General features: G+C 65.2%; 14 protein-coding genes and 1 pseudogene. 5 read left to right on the top strand and 10 right to left on the bottom strand.

The features are described from left to right. Positions 1–188: 188 nt before the first annotated feature. A pseudogene (locus tag J2R78_RS14410) lies at positions 189–1,049 on the top strand (IS30 family transposase); the annotation flags it as partial. A 153-nt stretch (positions 1,050–1,202) separates the two neighbouring features. Here the strand turns inward: J2R78_RS14410 and J2R78_RS14415 are convergent. The 4 genes from J2R78_RS14415 to J2R78_RS14430 all read right to left on the bottom strand — a co-directional run bounded on the left by J2R78_RS14415 (position 1,203) and on the right by J2R78_RS14430 (position 7,371). Next, positions 1,203–3,182: an acetyl-CoA carboxylase biotin carboxylase subunit gene (locus J2R78_RS14415; RefSeq protein ID WP_253605104.1), complete on the bottom strand. Its 1,980-nt coding sequence runs from the start codon at positions 3,180–3,182 to the stop codon at positions 1,203–1,205. Beyond that, positions 3,179–4,795 carry a carboxyl transferase domain-containing protein gene (locus tag J2R78_RS14420; RefSeq protein WP_253605106.1) on the bottom strand — a complete coding sequence of 539 codons (1,617 nt, stop codon included), beginning with the start codon at positions 4,793–4,795 and terminating at the stop codon, positions 3,179–3,181. Before J2R78_RS14420 ends, J2R78_RS14415 begins: the two co-directional genes overlap by 4 nt. Further along, the gene (locus tag J2R78_RS14425; protein WP_253605108.1) at positions 4,795–6,393 is read right to left on the bottom strand and encodes an AMP-binding protein; all 1,599 of its coding nucleotides are present in this window, start codon (positions 6,391–6,393) and stop codon (positions 4,795–4,797) included. Before J2R78_RS14425 ends, J2R78_RS14420 begins: the two co-directional genes overlap by 1 nt. Before the next feature lie 111 nt (positions 6,394–6,504). Beyond that, positions 6,505–7,371, bottom strand: coding sequence for a 3-keto-5-aminohexanoate cleavage protein (locus J2R78_RS14430; RefSeq protein WP_253605110.1), 867 nt, complete (start codon positions 7,369–7,371; stop codon positions 6,505–6,507). A 214-nt stretch (positions 7,372–7,585) separates the two neighbouring features. Between J2R78_RS14430 and J2R78_RS14435 the strand changes: the two genes are divergently transcribed. Beyond that, complete coding sequence (locus J2R78_RS14435) at positions 7,586–8,809, top strand: ABC transporter substrate-binding protein (protein ID WP_076834865.1); 1,224 nt, start codon at positions 7,586–7,588, stop codon at positions 8,807–8,809. A 142-nt stretch (positions 8,810–8,951) separates the two neighbouring features. On the opposite strand, the gene J2R78_RS14440 is transcribed toward J2R78_RS14435, so the two are convergent. The 4 genes from J2R78_RS14440 to J2R78_RS14455 form a co-directional block, all read right to left on the bottom strand. Then, positions 8,952–9,782 (bottom strand): helix-turn-helix domain-containing protein, encoded by an 831-nt coding sequence (locus tag J2R78_RS14440; RefSeq protein ID WP_057021202.1) that lies wholly within the window; start codon positions 9,780–9,782, stop codon positions 8,952–8,954. Positions 9,783–9,956: 174 nt separating this feature from the next. Beyond that, positions 9,957–10,613 carry a glutathione S-transferase family protein gene (locus J2R78_RS14445; protein WP_253605112.1) on the bottom strand — a complete coding sequence of 219 codons (657 nt, stop codon included), beginning with the start codon at positions 10,611–10,613 and terminating at the stop codon, positions 9,957–9,959. Next, positions 10,613–11,782, bottom strand: a complete 1,170-nt coding sequence (locus tag J2R78_RS14450; protein ID WP_253605114.1) for an acyl-CoA dehydrogenase family protein — start codon at positions 11,780–11,782, stop codon at positions 10,613–10,615. Before J2R78_RS14450 ends, J2R78_RS14445 begins: the two co-directional genes overlap by 1 nt. 259 nt (positions 11,783–12,041) lie before the next feature. After that, positions 12,042–13,178 (bottom strand): acyl-CoA dehydrogenase family protein, encoded by a 1,137-nt coding sequence (locus tag J2R78_RS14455; protein WP_253605116.1) that lies wholly within the window; start codon positions 13,176–13,178, stop codon positions 12,042–12,044. A 215-nt stretch (positions 13,179–13,393) separates the two neighbouring features. On the opposite strand from J2R78_RS14455, the gene J2R78_RS14460 reads away from it, so the two are divergent. Both J2R78_RS14460 and J2R78_RS14465 read left to right on the top strand, forming a co-directional pair. Beyond that, a complete protein-coding gene (locus tag J2R78_RS14460; RefSeq protein WP_253605118.1) occupies positions 13,394–14,935 on the top strand; it encodes a long-chain fatty acid--CoA ligase in 1,542 nt (513 codons plus the stop codon). 125 nt (positions 14,936–15,060) lie between these two features. Beyond that, positions 15,061–16,281: an ABC transporter substrate-binding protein gene (locus J2R78_RS14465; RefSeq protein WP_253605120.1), complete on the top strand. Its 1,221-nt coding sequence runs from the start codon at positions 15,061–15,063 to the stop codon at positions 16,279–16,281. 261 nt (positions 16,282–16,542) lie between these two features. Here J2R78_RS14465 and J2R78_RS14470 read toward each other — a convergent pair whose 3' ends face one another. Beyond that, positions 16,543–17,379 (bottom strand): IS5 family transposase, encoded by an 837-nt coding sequence (locus tag J2R78_RS14470; protein ID WP_253605076.1) that lies wholly within the window; start codon positions 17,377–17,379, stop codon positions 16,543–16,545. 108 nt (positions 17,380–17,487) lie between these two features. Beyond that, positions 17,488–18,252, bottom strand: coding sequence for a helix-turn-helix transcriptional regulator (locus tag J2R78_RS14475; RefSeq protein ID WP_253605122.1), 765 nt, complete (start codon positions 18,250–18,252; stop codon positions 17,488–17,490). 253 nt (positions 18,253–18,505) lie between these two features. Here J2R78_RS14475 and J2R78_RS14480 point away from each other — a divergent pair, with 253 nt between their 5' ends. Further along, a complete protein-coding gene (locus J2R78_RS14480) occupies positions 18,506–20,725 on the top strand; it encodes a marine proteobacterial sortase target protein (RefSeq protein ID WP_375167119.1) in 2,220 nt (739 codons plus the stop codon). Positions 20,726–20,906 lie beyond the last annotated feature (181 nt).

Consider the following 20,906-nt stretch of genomic DNA (forward strand, 5'->3'; position numbering starts at 1 on the left):
GCCGTGAATGTATGACTCTCGATGACGCAACATACTCGATGTCGTCCCGGCGAAAGCCGGGACCCATAGCCACCGAAGGTCATTGTTGCACGACGCTGGGGCCACAGCTTTCTAACGACTCAACCCTGTGGTTATGGGTCCCCTGAGTTCACAAACGAAGTGCAACACTTCCTTGAGGAGGTGTTGCCATGGGGCGGACTTACAAGCAGCTCTCTCTGGACGACCGATGCGAGATTGCCTGCCTATCGGCCAATGGCAGCTCGGTCCGGCAAATCGCGGCAGCTCTGGATCGCTCGCCATCAACGATCTCGCGGGAACTGAGGCGCAATCGGGGGAGCCAGGTCGGCTACAAGCCGAGCTATGCCCAGCACCAGATGCGAGCGCGGCGCTGGACGGGCGGACGCCTCGAACGGGAGCCCGGCCTGCGCCGCGCGGTGTTGCAACGCCTTCGCCGCGGCTGGTCGCCCGAGCAGGTCGCTGGCCGGCTGGCCCGCGAGCACGGGCGCAAGGTGATCTCCCACGAGACCATCTACCGCTTCATCTATGGCCAACTCAGGCGCACCACGGACTTCAACTGGCGGCGCTATCTGCCGCGCGCCAAGAGCAAGCGCGGCTGCCGCGGCAAGCGGGGCGGCAGCCCCGCAAGCTTCATCGAAGGCCGTGTATCCTTGGCAAATCGGCCGCTCGAAGCGGCCGACCGCAGCGTGCCCGGACACTGGGAGGCCGACCTGATGATGTTCTCGAAATACGGTCAGGCCGTGCTGACCGTGCACGAGCGCACCTCGCGGCTGCTGCTCGGCATCCGCCTTGCCAGCAAGGTCGCGCGCGGTGTCGCCCGCCATCTCGTGGGCTTCTTCGCGCCCCTTCCACAAGAGCTGCGCCAGAGCGTTACCTTCGACAACGGCACCGAGTTCGCCGGTCACCTGGCGCTGCACCGCCTCTCGATCGCGACCTTCTTCTGCGATCCCCATGCCCCCTGGCAGAAGGGTGGCATCGAGAACGCCATCGGCAGGATGCGCCGCTTTATTCCCCGCAAGACGGATCTCGTAACCCTCTCGACCGCCAGGTTCCGCCAGTTCATCGCCGCCTACAACAACACCCCGCGCAAATGCCTTGACTACCGCACGCCTGCCGAGTCCTTTGCTCAAGTGTTGCACTTCGAATGTGAATCCACCTCCCGGCTTTCGCCGGGACGACAGTCTTTATGCCGCCGCCTCGATCTCCACCACGATCTTCCCCGTCGTCACCTGCTCGCCCTCGGCGACATCGATCGACGACACCGTGCCCGCGACGCCGGCGGTGTGGACATGCTCCATCTTCATCGCTTCCAGCGTCATCACCGGCTGGCCGGCCGCGACCTTGTCGCCCGGCTTCACCAGCACCGCGACGACCCGGCCGTTCATGGCGGCGCGGACCTTGCCGTCACCGCCGGCCGCCGTCGCGCTCTCCGGCGGCGCGAGGGTGAGATCGCGCACCGACAGCGTGACGCCGCGATGCAGGATATAGAGCCGGTCGCCATCGCGCAGAAATTGGGCATGCTCCATCACCCCATCGTGGTGGAAGCGGATGCTGTCTTGACCAAGCTCGTCGATCACGAAGCTGAAGCGATCGCCGTTGCGGGTCGCGATGTAGCTGCCGTCGCGCTCGCGGACAATCTCGATCTCCTGCACGCCGTGGCCGAGATCGATCCGCAGGCCGAGCGGGAATGTCGCTGCGAGCGACCGGCCGCGCTGCCATGGCGGAGCGTGGGGATTGGTGACGTAAAGCAGCAGCGCCGCAAGCGCGAGATCGCTGCCGCGATCGGGCCGGACCGCCAGCAGTGCATCGCGGTTGTCGCCGATGAAGGCCGTGGTCGCCTCGCCCCTGGCAAAGACCGGATGGCGCAAGCAGTCGATCAGAAAACCCTGGTTGGTGGTGACGCCGAAGGCCGTGAGCTGCTCCAGGGCGCAGATCAGCTTGCCGCGTGCCTCCTCGCGGGTCGTGCCATGGCTGATGACCTTGGCGATCATCGAATCGTAGAACGGCGGAATCTCCGAGCCGGACTGCAGCGCGTGCTCGACGCGGATGCCATCAGGCATCTGCCACCGCGCCATCCGGCCGGATTGCGGCATGAAATCATGCCCGGCATCCTCCGAGCAGAGCCGGACCTCGATGGCATGGCCGGAGAACTTGACGTCCTCCTGGGTCAAGCCGAGCGGCGCGCCACTGGCGACACGCAGCTGCAATTCGACCAGATCGAGCCCGGTGATCGCCTCGGTGACGGGATGCTCGACCTGCAGCCGCGTGTTCATCTCCATGAAGTAGAAATTTCCGGCGCGATCGAGCAAAAATTCCAGCGTGCCCGCACCCTCGTAGCCGATCGCCTTGACCGCCTGCACCGCGACCGCGCCCATCCGCGCGCGCAGCTCCGGCGTCACCGCCGGCGACGGCGCCTCCTCGACCAGCTTCTGGTGCCGCCGCTGCACCGAGCAATCGCGCTCGCCGAGATGGATGGCGTTGCCATGGCGGTCGCCGAACACCTGGATTTCGATGTGGCGGGGATTGACGATCGCGCGCTCCAGAATGACGGTGGGATCGCCGAACGCGCCCTGCGCCTCCGACCGCGCACTGCGCAGCCCGTCGGGAAATGCCGCCGCATCGGTGACCAGCCGCATGCCGCGGCCGCCGCCGCCGGCGACCGCCTTGATCATGACCGGAAAACCAATGGCCCTCGCTTCCGCCAGCATCACGGCATCGCTCTGGTCGGCGCCCTGATAGCCGGGCACGCAGGGCACGCCGGTCTTCTGCATGATCTCCTTGGCGCCGGCCTTGTTGCCCATCGCAAGGATCGCTTCCGGCGACGGACCGATGAACACCAGACCCGCATCGCGGCAGGCCCGCGCAAAATCCTCGTTCTCGGCGAGGAAGCCATAGCCGGGATGCACTGCGCCGGCGCCGCTCGCCTTGGCGGCGGCGATGATCGCGTCGATCTTCAGATAGGATTGCGCCGGCAGCGCCTCGCCGATCCGCACCGCCTGGTCGGCCTCGCGCACATGCAGCGCGTCACGGTCGGCGTCCGAATAGACCGCGACGACGCCATGGCCGAGCCGCCGTGCCGATCGCATGATGCGCAGCGCGATCTCGCCGCGATTGGCGATCAGGATCTTGAAGAACGGCGTCCGCTTCACGATTGCCCCGCTCATGGCCGCGCCACCGAGAACTGCATGCGCTGCGGGCTGCGGGCCTCGGCCTCGCGGCAGATCGAAAGCACCTCTGACAGCACCGTCCGCGTGTCGCGCGGATCGATCACGCCGTCGTCGAGCACCCGGGCGCTGGTCGAGAACACGTCCATCTGGCTGTCGAACACCCCGGTGATCTGCGCCTTCATCGCGTCCAGCTTCTCCTTCTCGATCGGCTTGCCGCGCCGCGCGGCGGCGGCCTCAGTCACGATCGCCATGGTTTCAGCGGCCTGCTCGCCGCCCATCACGGCGGTCTTGGCGTTGGGCCAGGAGAAGCAGAAGCGCGGGTGGAAACCGCGCCCGCACATGCCGTAATTGCCGGCGCCGAACGAGGCCCCGCAATACAGGGTGATCTGCGGCACCGTCGCCGAGGTCACCGCCTGGATCATCTTGGAGCCGTGCTTGATCATGCCGGCCTCTTCATAGGCCTTGCCCACCATGTAGCCGGTGGTGTTGTTCATGTAGAGGATCGGCGTGCGCGACTGGCAGCAGGCCTGGATGAAATGCGTCGCCTTGTTGGCGCCGGGCACGTCGAGCGGGCCATTATTGGTGATGATGCCGATCGCTTGCCCCTGGATGCGGGCTTGGCCGCAGACCGTCGCCGGACCGTAATTGGCGCCGAACTCGGTGAAGTCGGAATCGTCGACGAAGCGCGCGATTGTCTGGCGCATGTCGACGGGACGCTTGTGGTCCATCGGCATGATGCCGAGCAGTTCCTCCGCGTCGTAACGCGGCGGTTTGAACGCGGCCGGCGCCGGTGCCGGCCGGTCCCAAGGCAACTTGGCCATGATGTCGCGCGCGATGCGCAGCGCGTCGCGGTCGTCCTCGGCGAGATAATCGCCAAGGCCCGAGACCTGGGTGTGCATCTCGGCGCCGCCGAGCTCCTCCTCGGTCGCGATCTCGCCGGTGGCGGCCTTGAGCAGAGGCGGCCCGGCGAGGAAGGCGCGGGTGCGGCCGCGCACCATCACGATGTAGTCGGACAGGCCCGTCTGGTAGGCACCGCCCGCGGTCGAGGAGCCGTGGGTGACGGTAACGACGGGAAGCCCTGCCGCCGACAGCCGCGCCAGGTTGCGGAAGATGTTGCCGCCACGGACGAAGTCCTCGACGCGGTAGCGCAGCAGATTGGCGCCGGCGCTTTCGACCAGCTGCACATAGGGCAACTTGTTCTCCAGCGCGAGCTCCTGCACCCGCAGCGTCTTGTCGAGGCCGTAAGGCTGCAATGCGCCCGCGTCGATGCCCGCATCATTGGCGCTGACCATGCAGCGGATGCCGGAGACGAAGCCGATGCCGGCGACCAGTCCGCCGCCGGGCACGCTCTTGTCCGCATCCGCTACGTCGAACATGTAGCCGGCGAGCGTCGACAGCTCGAGGAAGGGCGAACCGGGATCGAGCACCAGCGCGACGCGCTCGCGCGGCAACAGCTGGCCGCGCTTGTGGAACCGGTCCTTTGCCGCGGCGGAGGCTGCGCGCGTCCGCTCCTCCAGGGCGCGCATCCGGGCGATCAGCGCCAGCATGCCGTCGCGATTGCCCTGGAAGGCGGCGCTGCCGGTGGAAATCGTGTTCTCGATGATGGCCACTAGGCGCGCTCCACAAAATGCCCACTGTATTGCTGCCGCAGCTCGACCTTGCGCAGCTTGCCGGTCGCGGTCATCGGCATCTCCTCGAGGATACGCACCAGCTTCGGCACCTGGAAGCCACCGAGATGCTTTCTGCAATGCGCCTCGATGCCGGCCTCGTCGGCCACCGCGCCGGGCTTCAGCTTGACGAAAGCGGAGACCGCCTCGCCCCATTGCGGATGCGGCAGGCCGACCACGGCGGCGTTCTGCACGGCGGGGTGCGCCAGCAACGTCTCCTCGATCTTGACGGAGGCAACGTTCTCGCCGCCCGACTTGATCATATCCTTCTTGCGGTCAAGGAACAGCACCTCGCCATTGCCGTCGATCAAGGCTAGATCGCCGGTATGGTGCCAACCGAACTTGCGCGCCTCCTCGGTCGATTTGGGGTCCTTGTAGTAGCCCATCATCACGTTGGGCCCGCGATGCACCAGCTCGCCGATCTCGCCGCGCGGAAGCAGGTTGCCATTGTCGTCCATGATCGCGGTCTCGTTGACGATCAGCGATTCGCCCCAATAGTTGCCGTAGCGGTCGAGCTGCACCTCCGGGCGGGACATCGTCGTCGCCGGATACATCTCGGTCTGGCCGCTGGACAGCACGAAGTTCGGACAGAGATCGGCCATGGCGCGCTCGAGCAACGGCTTGCCCATCGGCGCCATGGTGTAGATGCAGCAGCGCAGGCCCGACAGGTCGTAGTCGCGGCGGCGCGGATGATCGAGGATCGCCTGATACATCAAGGACAGGCCAACGAACACGGTGAGCTTGTCGCGGACGATCGCCTCCATGCAAACCACCGGATCGAAGCCGCGCATCAGCGCCATGCGGCCGCCGACCGAGAGATAGCTGAGCAGCAGCACGTGGCCGGCGCAGTGGAACAGCGGAAACTGCCCGGTGATTCCGTCATCTCGCGAGAGCTGCATCTCGATACAGTTGCTCATCACGGCCATGACAACGGCGAGGTGGCAATGCATCGCGCCCTTCGGCCGCGAGGTCGTGCCTGACGTATAGATGATCATCGCGAGGTCGCGGTCGTTGATCTCGATGTCAGGCTCGATATCGGACTGTCCCTCCAGCAGACCGTTGAACTCCTGCAATCCGGTCTTGCCGGCATTGCCGGTCAGATCGATCGCGATCATCTCCATGCCGCGCGCTTCCAGCGCGGCGCGGCGGTCGGCCTGGGCATGAAGGGCGTCATCGATGATGGCGAAACGCACCTCGGCATGGCCGAGGATGTAGTCCATATCAGCCGGTCCGAGCATGGTGTTGATGGGCACCCAGACCAGCCCGGCGCGGTGAATGCCAAACAGCGCTTTGACGAATTCGACAGAGTTGTTGCAGATGGTCGAAATCTTCTCGCCCGGCTTCAGCCCGCGCTGCACCAGATGATTGGCGAAGCGATTGGCGTCGCGCTCGAGTTCGGTGAAGGTGACCTGCCTGCTGCCGTCGGTCAGCGCGATGCGATCCGGAAACCGCCGCGCGGCGCGCTTCAACAGGTCGCCGATCGCGACCCGGCCGATACGACCCGGCCCGGTGACGCCGCCGGTTGCTGCGAGATTGTGCATGCGTTTCTCCTCCCGGGCTCCGTCATTCCGGGATGCGCGAAGCGCAGACCCGGAATCCAGAGGTGTGGCGCGAGATTCCGGGTTCACGCTTCGCGTGCCCCGGAATGACGGTCAGTGTCGCGTTCCAAAAATCTGCCGAGCTTCCGCCGGGCTCGCAATCTCGCGGCCGGCGCGGCGCGCGCAGGCGGCGAGCCCTTCGACGAGTTGCCCGTTCGACGTCACCTTGGTGCCGTCGCCGAGATAGAACGTATCCTCGAGCCCGCTGCGCAGATGGCCGCCGAGGTCGGCGGCGCGCTGGTGCAGCGGCCAGATCTCGGCGCGGCCGATCGCGGTGACCTGCCAATGCGCCTCCGGCACCTTCAGCTTCAGGAGGATCGGCAACAGCTCCGGATCGGCCGGCATGCCCGAGGCGACGCCCATCACGAAATTGTATTCGAGCGGACCGGAATACATCCCGGTCTGCCGGTACATGCCAACGCAACGCACGATGCCGACATCGAAGCACTCGAATTCGGGAATGGTGCCGGCCGCCTTCATCACGTCGAGATAGTCCTGCACCTTCTCGACCGCGTTATCGAACATCATGGGCGGCCAGGCCCAGGTGTTGTCGGCTTTCACCTTCAGATAATTCAGCGAGCCGGCGTTGCAGGCGGCGATCTCGGGCCTGGTCTCGCGCACGCAATCGAGCGCGCCCTGGTAGTTCGGGCCAGAGGTACCGGTGGTGTGGTTGATGATCACGCCGGGGCAGGCCTCGCGGATCGCCTGCTGGATCTCCTTGCTGACGCCGACATCCCACGACGGCAGGTGGCCCTTGTTCGGCTCCTGCTGCCGCAGATGGATGTGCATGATGCTGGCGCCGGCGTTGAACGCGGCCTTGGCCTCGCGCGCCATCTGTTCCGGCGTCACCGGAACGTTGTGCTGCTTCGGGTCGGTAAGCACGCCGTTCAGCGCGCAGGTGATGACGGCCTTGTCGCTCATGGGTCTCTTGTCCGCTTTGCAGCGCACATGCGCTGCTGATTTCGCCATGATGAGAACTTTGCCTTCGCGCCATCTTGCGTTGACTGGCTAAGTGGATGCGCTCACGGCACAATCCGTCGCCAGCCGGTTAACACAAGACGCGGCACAAGCGTCATGCCTAACCTTGGTTCTAAGCAGAAGCGGCGCAACAAGCCGGCATCACGGGGAGAACGTCATGGTCTCGATCAACCGGCGCACATGGCTCACCGGCGCGGCAGGCGCGGGACTTGCCGCGGTCGCGGGTCTTAAGCCGTCGCTGGCCGACGACACGCCAGGCGTCACCGCGACCGAGATCAGGATCGGCAGCACCACTTCGCTCAGCGGCCCGGTGTCCGCGCTCGGCGTGCAGGCGCGCTGCCAGGAAGCCTATTTCAAGATGCTGAACGAGCAGGGCGGCATCGCCGGCCGGCAGATCAAGTACATCTACTATGACGATGCGTTCAACCCGGCGAAGACGGTCGAGCAGGTGCGCCGACTGATCGAAAGCGACAATGTCGCCTTTCTGTTCAACATGCTCGGCACCGCGCCGAACTCGTCGGTCGTCAAATACATCAACGCCGCCAAGGTGCCGCACTTGTTCCTGTCGGTGAATGGCGACAAATGGGGCGACTACAAGACCTATCCCTGGACCATGGGCTTTGCGCCGAGCGCGCGGACCGAGGCGCAGGTGTTCGTCAAGTATGCACTGAGCCAGAACAAGAACGCGAAATTCGCGGTGCTCTACCAGAACGACGACCTCGGCAAGGATTTCGTCGCCGGAGCCAAGGACGTGCTCGGCGAGCGGTTCGCGACCGCGGCCGTGGTGGCCTCGCACGAGGTTACCGATCCCACGATCGATTCCCAGATCGTTGCGCTGCGCGGCGGCAACCCAGATGTGCTGATCTCCGGCACCACGGCAAAGTTCTGCGCGCAGTCGATCCGCAAGATCTATGAGCTCGGCTGGAAGCCGATGCACTTCATCGCCAGCGGCGCCGCCTCGATCTCCTCGACCATCGCGCCTGTCGGCCTCGACAAGTCGCAGGGCACGATCTCGTCGGCCTATGTCAAGGACGTCGCCGATCCCGCCTGGGCCAATGATCCCGGCGTGAAGAACTTCCTCGCCTTCATGGAGAAGTACTTCCCCGACGGCAATCCGAAGGAAGGCTACAACCTCTACGCCTACACGGTGGCGCAGGTGCTGAAGATCGTGCTCGAGCAGTGCAAGGGCAATTTCACGCGCGACAACATCATGGCGCAGGCCAACAACCTGAAGGACATCGAGGTGCCGACGCTGTTGCCCGGCATCCGCGTCAACACCAGCCCGACCAATCATCACCCGCTGCAGCAGCTTCAGCTGCAACGGATCGAAGGTCCGGGCTGGCTGCGGTTCGGCGAGGTGATTCAGGGCGCGAACTTGTGAACGCAGAACAACCCAAGTGTCATCCCGGCGAAAGCCGGGACCCATAACCACAGCCGTCAATTGCTTCGCGAGATCTCTGCCATCCCGCGTCACGGATAGATCACGCGGTATGGGTCCCGGCTTTCGCCGGGACGACGGATGGTTAAGTCAGCGCGCGCTCGCTCGCGGTTTGCCCGGTGCGGTAGATCGCAAGGTCCCGCGAGCCGGAGAAGATCGCGCGCGGCTTCAAGCCATAGAAGCGGCGGATCGAGTGGCTGAAATGCGTGCTATCGGGATAGCCGATATCCTGCGCGAGATGCGCGAGGTTGATGTCCTGGTTGGCGAAGTGCAGCAGATGCCGCGCGCGCTTCCAGGCGCGGAAGGAGCGGAACGAGATCCCGGTCTCCTCCTTGAACAGATGCAGGAAGCGCGAGGGCGATAGCCCGGCCTCGGCGGCGCAGCCTGCCGCGGTCACCGGCTCGCCGGAGAATTGCCCGATGCGGCCGATCGCGCGCACGACACGCGGATCGAGCACGCGCTGCGGCAGCGCGTCGCCGAAGCACATGGTGTCGAACTCGGCATTCGCGATCGCGTCGCGATGCTGCATCTCGGCGAGCGTCGCATAAGCGTTGCGAATGCGATTGGCGAACAGATGGGAGTCCGATCCTTGCAGACGGCGGGCGACGGCTTCGAGCGTGCCGTCGGGCACGCTTTCCGGCTCGATCGCGACGCAGATCGCCGAGCGATATTCGCTGGTGATGGTGTGGCGCAGGTTCGGCATCGTCACCGCGAGCTCGCCATGCGACTCGCGGCCTTCGCTGGTCGACAGATGCAAGCCGTCGCGGATCGCGACATAGACATGGAATGCACCGGGACAGCGCTCGCGCGGGCGTCCAAGCAGCCCGGCATAGAACACCCGTTCCGGCGTGATCAGCATCCGGTGACCGGATTGCTGGCTGGAGCTCTGGCACTTCGCGTCCACGATCGCGTCCATGGCGGTTCCTCCTCGCGCGGCTCTTTGGGCCGCTGCGGCGGAGCTACCATAACGCAAATTCGCACGCTGTCACTGCAACGAAACGTCGTCATTCCGGGGCGATGCGACAGCATCGAACCCGGAATCTCGAGATTCCGGGTCTGGTGCTAACGCACCATCCCGGAATGACGAGCGCTAAAGCCGCGCCCGCGGCGCAACGTTCTGTTCCTGACCGGCTTTTTGCTCCGCCGCGACCGCGCGCTGGTAACCGTCGCGCTGCTGCAGCCGCGCCCAATAGGCCGCGACATTCGGCCCGAAATCCTTGGCGAGGCCGATATTGCTGGCGAGACGGAGCGCATAACCGTTGGCGATGTCGGCCGCGGTGAAGCGTTCCGCGCAGAGGAATTCCGACTTCGCGGCGGCGGCCTCGACCGCGCGCAGGCGGCCCAGGAACCATTTTGCATAATCGCCCGAGACCTGCGGGTTGCGCCGCTCCTCCGGCTCAAGCTGGCTGTAGCGGAGCACCAGCGTCTGCGGGAAGGTCAGCGTCGCGTCGGAAAAATACATCCAGTTCAGGAACGCGCCATAGGCCGGCTCGTCGACGCCGACGATCAGCGGCGTCGGGCCGTATTTGGTGCCGAGATAATGGCAGATGCCGGAGGACTCCGTCATCCTGGTCTCGCCATCGATCATGAACGGGATGGTGCCGAGCGGATTGATGCCGAGATATTCCTTGGCGAACACGCGCGGCGGGAACGGCAGCATCTTGAGCTCATAGGGTAGCCCGAGCTCCTCCAGCATCCACAGCGGACGGAACGAGCGCGCGGCGTCGCAGTGATAGAGCGTGATCATCAGGCGTTTCCCTTTTGCTTCAGGCCAGGCAGCGTGCCCATCATCTTGCACAATACCATGAGCATGACCTCGTCGGCGCCGCCGCCGATCGAGGTCAGGCGGCTGTCGCGATAGGCGCGGCTGACCGGCGTCTCGTTGGTGAAACCCATGCCGCCCCAATATTGCAGGCAGGCATCGGTAAGCTCGCGGCCGAGCCGGCCGGCCTTCAGCTTGGCCATGGTCGCGAGCCGCGTCACGTCCTCGCCGGCCACCAGCGCCTCGCCGGCACGATAGATCAGCGAGCGCAGCAGCTCGACCTCGGTCTGCATTTCCGCGAGCTTGAAGTGCACCACCTGGTTGTCGAGGATCGAGCCGCCGAACGCCTTGCGGTTGCGAGTGTAGTCGATGGTCTCGTTGATGATGAATTCATGCGCCTTCAGGCAGGCGGCCGCACCCCACAGCCGCTCCTCCTGGAACTGGATCATCTGGTAGGTGAAGCCCCGGCCCTCCTCGCCGATCCGGTTACGCTTGGGGACCCGGACATTGTCGAAGAAGATCTGCGCCGTATCCGACGAACGCATGCCGAGCTTGTCGAGCTTGCGCGCGATCTGCACGCCCTTGGTCTTCATGGGCACACAGATCAGCGACTTGTTGCGATGGACCGGGCCGTCGCTGGTGTTGGCGAGCAGGCAGATCCAGTCGGCCTGGGTGCCGTTGGTGATCCACATCTTGCCGCCATTGATGACGTAGTCGTCGCCGTCGGCGCGCGCACTGGTCTTGATCGACGCGACGTCGGAGCCGGCGCCGGGCTCGGAGACGCCGATGCACGCGACCTGATCGCCGGCGATCGCCGGCACCAGGAATTCGCGCCGCACCTCGTCGGAGCCGAACCGCGCCAGCGCGGGCGTCGCCATGTCGGTCTGCACCCCGATCGCCATCGGCACGCCGCCGCAGGTGATAGCCCCCAACTCCTCGGCCATCATCAGCGCGTAGGAATAATCCAGGCCCTGGCCGCCGAACTCGACCGGCTTGTTGAGGCCGAGGAAGCCGAGATCGCCGAGCTTCTTGAACAGCTCATGCGCCGGGAAGATGTCGGCCTTCTCCCATTCGTCGACATGGGGATTGATCTCGGCCGCGATGAACTTTTGTAGAGCGCGGCGCGGTTCGTCGTGGTCGGCGGTGAAGAGCATGTTCTCGAACCATCCTTTGTCATTCCGGGGCGATGCGAAGCATCGAACCCGGAATCTCGATCCATTACCTCTGGATTCCGGGTTCGCGCTGGCGCGCGCCCCGGAATGACCTTTCCTTCTCACCCCCCCCTGAAAGGGGGAGGTCGGAACGCAAGCTAGCAGTCGAACGCGCGGCTTGACCCCCACCCTGCCCTCCCCCTTTCAGGGGGAGGGTTCACAATCCGCCTTTTCGCCGCGACCACATCATCACCTGACGCGATCACAACCCCATCTGCCGGCTCGCGAGGTCCTTCATGATCTCCTCGGTGCCGCCGCCGATGGCGTTGACCTTGACCTCGCGGTAGATGCGCTCGACCTTGACGCCGCGCATGAAGCCGGCGCCGCCGAAGATCTGCACCGCCTCGGAGGCGCAATGCGCCATGGTCTGGGTCGCCTGATTCTTCATCATGCAGATCTCGGCGACCGGGCTTTCGCCCTGGCCGAGCCGCCATGCCAGCATTTCCAGCATCGCCTGCGAGGCCGCGACCTTCTGTGCCATGTCGACGATCTTGTGCCTGATCACCTGGTGCTGCGCGATCGGCTTGCCGAACGTCTTGCGCTCCTTGGCATAGGCGACCGCCTCGTCGAGGCAGACGCGCGCATAGGCGGTGCAGCTCGCCGCCATGCCCATGCGCTCGCTGTTGAAGTTCTGCATGATGATCTTGAAGCCCTGGCCTTCCTCGCCGATCAGGTTCTCGACCGGCACGCGGCATTCGTCGAAGTGAAGCGTCGCGGTATCCGACGCCCACCAGCCCATCTTCTTCAGCTTGGTGCGGGACAGGCCCGGCGTATTGCCTTCGATCAGCAGCAGGCTGACGCCGCCGGGACCTTCGCCGCCGGTGCGCACCGCGACCGTCAGATAGTCGGCGCGCATGCCCGAGGTGATGAAGGTCTTCTCGCCGGAGACGACATAATGGTCGCCGTCACGCCGCGCCCTGGTGCGCAGGTTCGCGACATCGGAGCCGCCGCTCGGCTCGGTGATCGCGAGCGCGGAGATCTTCTTGCCAGCGAGCACGTCCGGCAGCACCCGGGCCTTAACCTCGGGCCGCGCGGCGCGCGCGATCGGCGGCGAGCCGATGGTGTGGCTCATCAGGCTCGAGGAGACGCCGCCGGCGCCGGCCCGCGCCAGCTCCTGCGAGGCCACGATCTTCATGAACTGGTCGGCGGCGATGCCGCCATATTCTTCCGGGAAGCCGAGGCCGAGCAGCCCGATCGCAGATGCCTTGGCATAGAGCTCGCGCGGAAACTCGCCGTCTTCGTCCCATTGATGGGCATAAGGCTCGATTTCTTTGGCAACAAAGCGCCGCATCACCTCGCGAAAGGCCTCATGCTCGCCGGTGTAGAACGGGTTTGCCATCCGCGTGCTCCGTTGATTCTTCCCTCCGACGATGTCCGGATTTCTCCCGGTTCACTTGCGTCGAGTGGCTGCCATCGGCGCCGACGCCCGATCCGGCGATTTGCCAGCCACTAAACGCAAGACAGTATCCTTATACGCCCCCTCCACTGCCAATTCATGGCATCAATTGAGCCAGGAACAGGCGGCGCAAGACTGCCGTTCCGGAGGAGGGAAATTTGCCGGTTCGTTATTACGACTGGATCGCGCATCATCGCCGGCGCACGCCGGACAAGATGGCGCTTGTCGATCTCGCCAGCGGACGCCGCTTCAACTATGCGGAGCTCGACGCCCGCGTGTCGCGGCTCGCGGCCTGGCTGCGCGATGGGCTCAAGGTTGCCAGCGGCGACCGCGTCGCGGTGCTGGCGCTGAACACGACGGATACGCTGGAGGTGCAGTTCGCCTGCTTCCGGATCGGCGCGATCTTCCTGCCGCTCAACACCCGCCTCACCGTTCCCGAGCTGCGCTACATCACCGACGACGCCGCGCCGAAGGTGATGATCCACGACGACGATCTCGCCGAGACCGCGCTTGCGGTGGCAAGGCTCTGCAATGTCGCTGCGACCGTGAGGCTCGGCCCGGGCGGCGCCTATGAGGCCGGCATCGCGGCAGCCACGCCGCTCGAACGGTTCGAGGAGGTCATGCTCGATGACATCTCGACCATCATGTACACCTCGGGGACGACGGGCCAGCCCAAGGGCGCGATCATCACGCATGGGATGACGTTCTGGAATTGCGTCAATCTCGGCGGCCCCGCCTACATCTCGCCGGCCTCGGTGCTGCTGACGGTGCTGCCGCTGTTCCACACCGGCGGGCTGAATTGCTACACCAACCCGGTGCTGCATGCCGGCGGCACTGTGCTGATCATGCGCGCCTTCGATCCCGGCGAGGCGCTGAAGCTGATCGGCGACCCGGCGCAAGGCATCAACGTATTCTTCGGCGTGCCCGCGATCTACCAGTTCATGGCGCAGCATCCCTCCTTCGCCACAGCAGACTTCAGCCGCCTCGTGATCGGCGGCGTCGGCGGCGCGCCGATGCCGGTGCCGCTGCTCAAGACCTGGGAGGCGCGCGGCGTCGCGCTGCAGCAGGGCTACGGCATGACCGAGACCTCGCCGGCGGTGATGGTGCTCGACCGCGAGGATGCCGCGCGCAAGGCCGGCTCCTCCGGCAAGCCGGTGCTGCACACTGAGGTCCGCATCGTGCGGCCCGACGGCAGCGACGCCGCAGTCGGCGAGCTCGGCGAGCTCTGGGTCAAGGGCCCGAACATCACGCCGGGCTACTGGAACAGGCCGGACGCCAATGCCTCCTCCTTCACCGACGGCTGGCTGCACACCGGCGACGCCACGCGGATCGACGAGGAAGGCTTCTACTACATCGTCGACCGCTGGAAGGACATGTACATCTCGGGCGGCGAGAACGTCTATCCGGCCGAGGTCGAGAGCGTGCTGCATCAATTGGCCGCCGTCGCCGAAGCCGCCGTGATCGGCATCCCCGACGAGCAATGGGGCGAAGTCGGCATGGCGATCATCGCCGTGAAATCCGGCCATTCGCTGACCCCGGCCGAGGTTCACGCGCATTGCCAGGCCAATCTGGCGCGGTTCAAATGCCCCCGCCTGATCGAATTCATCGAGGTCCTGCCGCGGAACGCGACAGGCAAAATTCATAAGCCGACGCTCCGGCAACAATTCAGCCGGCCGAAGCCAACCGATACCGCGGCGTGAGCCAGACGCGCGCCGCGCGTTCCGGGATTCGCCCCGACAAGGATTGCCCCGCTGCCGTCTGCCGGGACCGGCTGCGGGTTCGTTGCGTAAGTCCCCAACCAAGATCAATCGAGGAAATTGCCTTTATGAAAACAACAACACTGTCGCGGCTGGCAGCCGCCACGGCGCTCTGCCTGCTCTCCACCCAGGCCGCCTTTGCACAAAAGAAGTATGATACCGGCGCCTCCGACACCGAGATCAAGATCGGCAATGTCGAGGCCTATAGCGGTCCCGCCTCCGCCTACGGCGTCATCGGCAAGACCGAAGAAGCCTATTTCAAGATGATCAACGACCAGGGCGGCATCAACGGCCGCAAGATCAACTGGATCTCCTATGACGACGGCTACTCGCCGCCGAAGACCGTGGAGCAGATCCGCAAGCTGATCGAGAGCGACGAGGTCTTCCTGGTGTTCAACGCGCTGGGCACGCCGACCCAGACCGCGGTGCAGAAGTATCACAACGCCAAGAAGGTGCCGCAGTTGTTCCTCGCCACCGGCGCCAGCAAGTGGAACGATCCGAAGGATTTCCCGTGGACCATGGGTTTCCAGCCGAGCTATCGCGTCGAGGCGCGGATCTTCGGCAAGTACATCCTGAAGGCCAAGCCGGATGCCAAGGTCGCGATCTTCTACGCCAATGACGACTTCGGCAAGGACTACCTGGTCGGCTTGAAGGAGATCCTCGACAAGTCGAGCGTCAAGATCGTCGCCGAAGAGAGCTACGAGACCACCGAGCCCTCGATCGACTCCCACATCGTCAAGCTGAAGGACACCGGCGCCGACGTGTTCGTCAACATCTCGACGCCGAAATTCGCGGCGCAGGCGATCAAGAAGATCGCCGAGCTCAATTGGAAGCCGATGCAGGTGATGACCGACGTCTCGATCTCGATCGGCGCGGTCATGAAGCCTGCCGGGCTCGAGGCCTCGGAAGGCGTGCTGTCGGCCGGCTATCTGAAGGACGCGTCCGATCCGCAATGGAAGAACGACGAGGGCATGAAGAAGTTCATGGCCTTCGCCGAGAAGTACATGCCGGGCGCCAACCTCGCCGACGCCAATCTGGTCTATGGCTACGCCGCGGCCCAGACCATGGTGCAGGTGCTGAAGCAGGCCGGCGACAACCTGACGCGTGAGAACGTGATGAAGCAGGCCGCGAGCCTGAAGGATTTTGCGCCCGACACGCTGATCCCCGGCATCAGGATCAACACCAGCGCGACCGACTTCGCGCCGGTCGAGCAGCTCAAGATGATGCAGTTCAAGAACGGGCAGTGGGAGCTGTTCGGTGACATCATCAGCGCCGAGACCGGCGGCTAGCGCGACGCGCACCGCCACCAAACATCAGCCATCGCGAAGCCGCCCATCCGGGCGGCTTCGTTGCTTTTTGCGGATCGCGGGTGAAGCCGAGCGACGCGCAAGCTATCTCACCGTCACCCTGAGGAGCCGCGAAGCGGCGTCTCGAAGGGTCGACGGCCGGGCTCTCTCCCGAGTCGATGCATACGGGCCGTGCATCCTTCGAGGCTCGCCCAGCGGCGTAATCGCGCCGCAAGGCTCGCACCTCAGAGTCTGACTCATAAGTCACCCAACCTTACCAGCAGCGGCAAGTCTGCGGGTCAGGAGCCTGATGTGTGCAATCAGCAGCCAGGCAGCTTCGGTTGCCACCGTCGCCTCGAAGTCCTTGGCGAGGCGGCGGCATCTGCCGAACCAAGCGAATGTGCGTTCAACCACCCACCGCCTCGGCAGAAGCTGGAAGCCTTTGACGCCTTGAGGCCGCTCGACGATCTCGACAGTCCATGGACCGCAGTCTGAGAGCGCGTCGAGGAGTTGATTTCCGCGGTAGATCCGGTCGGCAAAGACGTGGCGCAGCCGGGGGAAGTTCATCCGCACGTTCTTCAGCAGCGGTACGGCGCCATGGCAGTCCTGAACGTTGGCCGGATGAACATGAACCCCGAGGAGGAGGCCATTGGTATCCGTCACGATATGCCGCTTGCGGCCGTAGATGCGCTTGCCTGCATCGTAGCCGCGCGGTCCGCCAGCTTGGGTGGTCGGCGCACTTTGACTGTCGATCACGGCTGCCGTCGGCTTCGGTGTCCGTCCAAGCTTTTTTCGCGCCCGTCGGACAAGCACGCTGACAATCCTCTGCCACCGGCCTGTATCCCGCCATCTATAAAAATAGCCCTGCACCGTCGAATAGGGCGGGAACTCCTGCGGCAACGCCCGCCACTGGCAGCCGGTCGAAACGATATAGAGGATCGCTTCGATCACACGACGCAGCTCCGTCTTACGCGGCCGGCCGCGCCGGTTCGCTCGCGGCAACAGGCGTCTGATCAGCGCCCACTCCGCATCGGTCATATCGCTTGCATAACGCAGATCGTCCCGCCGATATTGCTCCCGAGTGATCTTGGTCCAGGGCATCGTGCTCTCCCTCGAATCTCTGCAAATCCGATGGAATCACACCCCACTGAGATCACTCACTCATTTTTCAGTCAGGCTCTCAGGATGACGGACCTAACTCTGCCGTTGTCATCCCGGCAAGAAAATCGCGAACGGCTCATCGATCGTTCGACGCAAATGCTCGCGATAGGCGGCGTAGTTCGCATCATCCGCCGACACCCGGCCGAGGCTTGGCTTGGGCACGTTCTTCACCGGCAGGAACGCGATCGGCGCGGCGACCGGCGTCAGCAGCGAGCCGCGGCCGGCGAGCAGCGTCGTGATGATGCCGTACATCTCGCCGGAATTGCGCGGGCGCGACACCGTGATCACGCGATGCTGGCCATGCCTGTTTGTGACGAGGTAGACGAAGCCGGATTCGTTGGGCACCGCGACTTCGCCGTACTGCGTATAGTCGGCGTCCTGCCGCTCGCCTTCGCGGAAGCCGAGCGACGACGACGCCTCGTCCCAGGTGATCTCCGTCCGATAGGCATAGAGCGCGCCCTGCTCGCCGAACGACGGCCGCACCGTGATGTAGGTCCCTTCGATCCGCGCCACCGCGCGGCGCGAATAAGACCCGAGGCTGTCGGGTGCGATCCCGCCATTGGCGGGTGCGGCCACCGTGATCGTCTCCGGCAGCTTGCGTAAGGACACACCCAGCGCCTGCTCCAGCCGCACGGTGGTCGCCAGCGTGAACGGGCGGCGGCCGCCGAGCACCTTCTCCAGCGTCGAGAGGCTCAGCTTCGCCTGCTCGGCCAACGCCTGCCGCGAGATGCGGCGGCGCGCGATTTCCTCGCGGATGGTCTCCGCGACCTGCTGGCTCTGCTCGGCGGATAGCTGCTTGTCAGGCGTCGGCATCCAGATTCCTGCCCGGTTCCCCTTGATTCCGCGCAGTCTAGCAGACCGGACAATCCATCACCAAACCGCACAAACCCGCCTCCCGCGGCGGCGGGCCGCGCCGGACGGCGGCCAATCATTGCCGATCATTCTGCTCGCGCCAAAACCGCCGTTCTCCATGATCGCGAGGCAGCGAAAGCCTCGCTCGGGAGTGACGAAAATGACGATTTACGATGCATGTGAGAGCAGCCCGCAGATCCGCCTGTCGCGCAGGATGCGCATTGCGCTGTTCTTTCTGGTGGAAGGTGTGGCCGCGCTGGCGATCGGCTTTGCAGCCTTGTTCGTGAGCTTCGATCCGGTGTGGTCGGCCGAGCTGCCGCGACAGGCGGTGCTGCGGCCGAGCGATGCGCGTTCCGGCTCGCTGCTGTTCAAGACCGACGACGGCTATGCCGACGCGACCAGGCTCGGCATTGACGTCGACCTCACGGTGTCGGGTCCGACGGTCCGCGCCCGCGTCACGCAGATCTTCCGCAACCCGACCAAGGACTGGGTGGAGGCGACCTATGTCTATCCGCTGCCGGCGGGCGGCGCGGTCGACACGCTGAAGATGGTGGTCGGCGACCGCGTCGTGGTCGGCGACATCAAGGAGCGGCAACAGGCTCGCGCCGTCTACGAGCAGGCCAAGCAGAACGGCCAGAAGGCCGCACTGACCGAACAGGAGCGGCCCAACATCTTCACCAATTCGGTCGCCAATATCGGCCCCGGCGAAACCGTGCTGGTGCAGATCGAATATCAGGAGCCGGTGCAGCAGAACGGCAGCGAATTCTCGCTGCGGGTGCCGATGGTGGTCGGCCCGCGCTACAATCCGCGCCCGGTGGTGCAGAGCGTCGACCTTCGCGCCGACGGCAACGGCTGGGGCGCCACGTCAACCGATCCCGTGCCGGACCGCGACCGCATTGCGCGCGAAGTGCTCGATCCGGCGGAAAATGCGCCGGTCAATCCGACCAACATCACGGTGCACCTGAACGCCGGCTTCGCGCTCGGCGAGGTGAAGAGCCATTTCCACCAGGTCAGGATCGAGAGCCCCGACGGCACCACGCGCATCGTCAAGCTCGCCGAAGGCCCGGTGCCGGCCGATCGTGATTTCGAGCTGACCTGGAAGCCGGCCGCCGAGAAGGCGCCGTCGGTCGGGCTGTTCCGCGAGCATGTCGGCAATTCCGACTACCTGCTCGCCTTCGTCACCCCGCCGTCGGTCGAGCAGGCGCAACAGAAGCCGTTGCCGCGCGAAGTGATCTTCGTGATCGACAATTCCGGCTCGATGGGCGGCACCTCGATCATCCAGGCCAAGGCGAGCCTCATTTACGCGCTCGGCCGCTTGCAGCCGACCGATCGCTTCAACGTGATCCGGTTCGACGACACCATGGACACGCTGTTCCCGTCGCCGGTCGCGGCCAACAGCGCCAATATCGGCAATGCGACGGCGTTCGTCAGCGCGCTGCAGGCCCGCGGCGGCACCGAGATGGTGCCGGCGATGCGCGCGGCGCTGTCCGACACCAACCATGGCGACGCCAATTACGTCCGCCAGGTCGTGTTCCTGACCGACGGCGCCATCGGCAACGAGCAGCAATTGTTCGAGACCATCGGCGCGCTGCGCGGCCGCTCGCGCGTCTTCATGGTCGGCATCGGCTCGGCGCCGAACACCTATCTGATGACGCGCGCCGCCGAACTCGGCCGCGGCACCTTCACCCATATCGGCTCGGTCGAGCAGGTCGACGAGCGCATGCGCGGCCTGTTCGCCAAGCTGGAAAATCCCGCGGTGACTAGCCTCTCCGCGAAATTCTCCGAGGCGACGGCCGACCTGACGCCGTCGGCACTGCCTGACGTCTATCGCGACGAGCCGCTGGTGCTGGCCGCCAAGCTCGACAAGCTGGCCGGCTCAGTCGAGATCAAGGGCCGCATCGGCGACCGCTCGTGGAGCGTGACGCTGCCGCTCGCGAATGCCGCTGAGGGCAAGGGCCTGTCGAAACTATGGGCGCGCCGCAAGATCGCCGATGCCGAGGTCGCGCGCACCACGCGGCAGGAGAGCCCCGAGGACGCCGACAAGACCATCCTCGCGCTGGCGCTGGAGCATCAGCTCGTGACGCGGCTGACCAGCCTTGTCGCGGTCGACAAGACGCCGAGCCGCCCGGAAGGCGAGCCGCTGAAGTTGAGCGAACTCCCGCTCAACCTGCCCGCCGGCTGGGATTTTGCGAAGGTGTTCGGCGAGCGTCCGAGTCTGCCGGCCGTACCGGGCGAGCGGCGCGCCGACGGTGGCGACGGCAAGGTGCAGCTCGCTGCGCTGAAGCGGTCACCGGTCGCCACACAAGGTCCCGGCACGATCCAGCTGCCGAAGACCGCGACCGATGCGGAGCTGAAGATGATCGCGGGCGTGATCCTGCTCACGGTCAGTCTTCTCCTCCTGGTGTTCAACCGGCGTCAGACGTCGCCCCAATGACGTCGGATGAAAGGAGGAGGTGTCCCCCAGCCTCCTCCTTCAAGAGCGCGCGCGGCCTTCCACCCGTCCCCCAGGGGCCGCGCGCGCAACTCTTCCTCAACCCGCAATGTCATTCCGGGGCGATGCGCAGCATCGAACTATGGTGCGCGCTTGCGCACCTGAGAATCTCGAGATTCCGGGT

This window comes from Bradyrhizobium sp. USDA 4538, from assembly GCF_024171045.1.
GTDB classification, from domain to species: domain Bacteria; phylum Pseudomonadota; class Alphaproteobacteria; order Rhizobiales; family Xanthobacteraceae; genus Bradyrhizobium; species Bradyrhizobium australafricanum.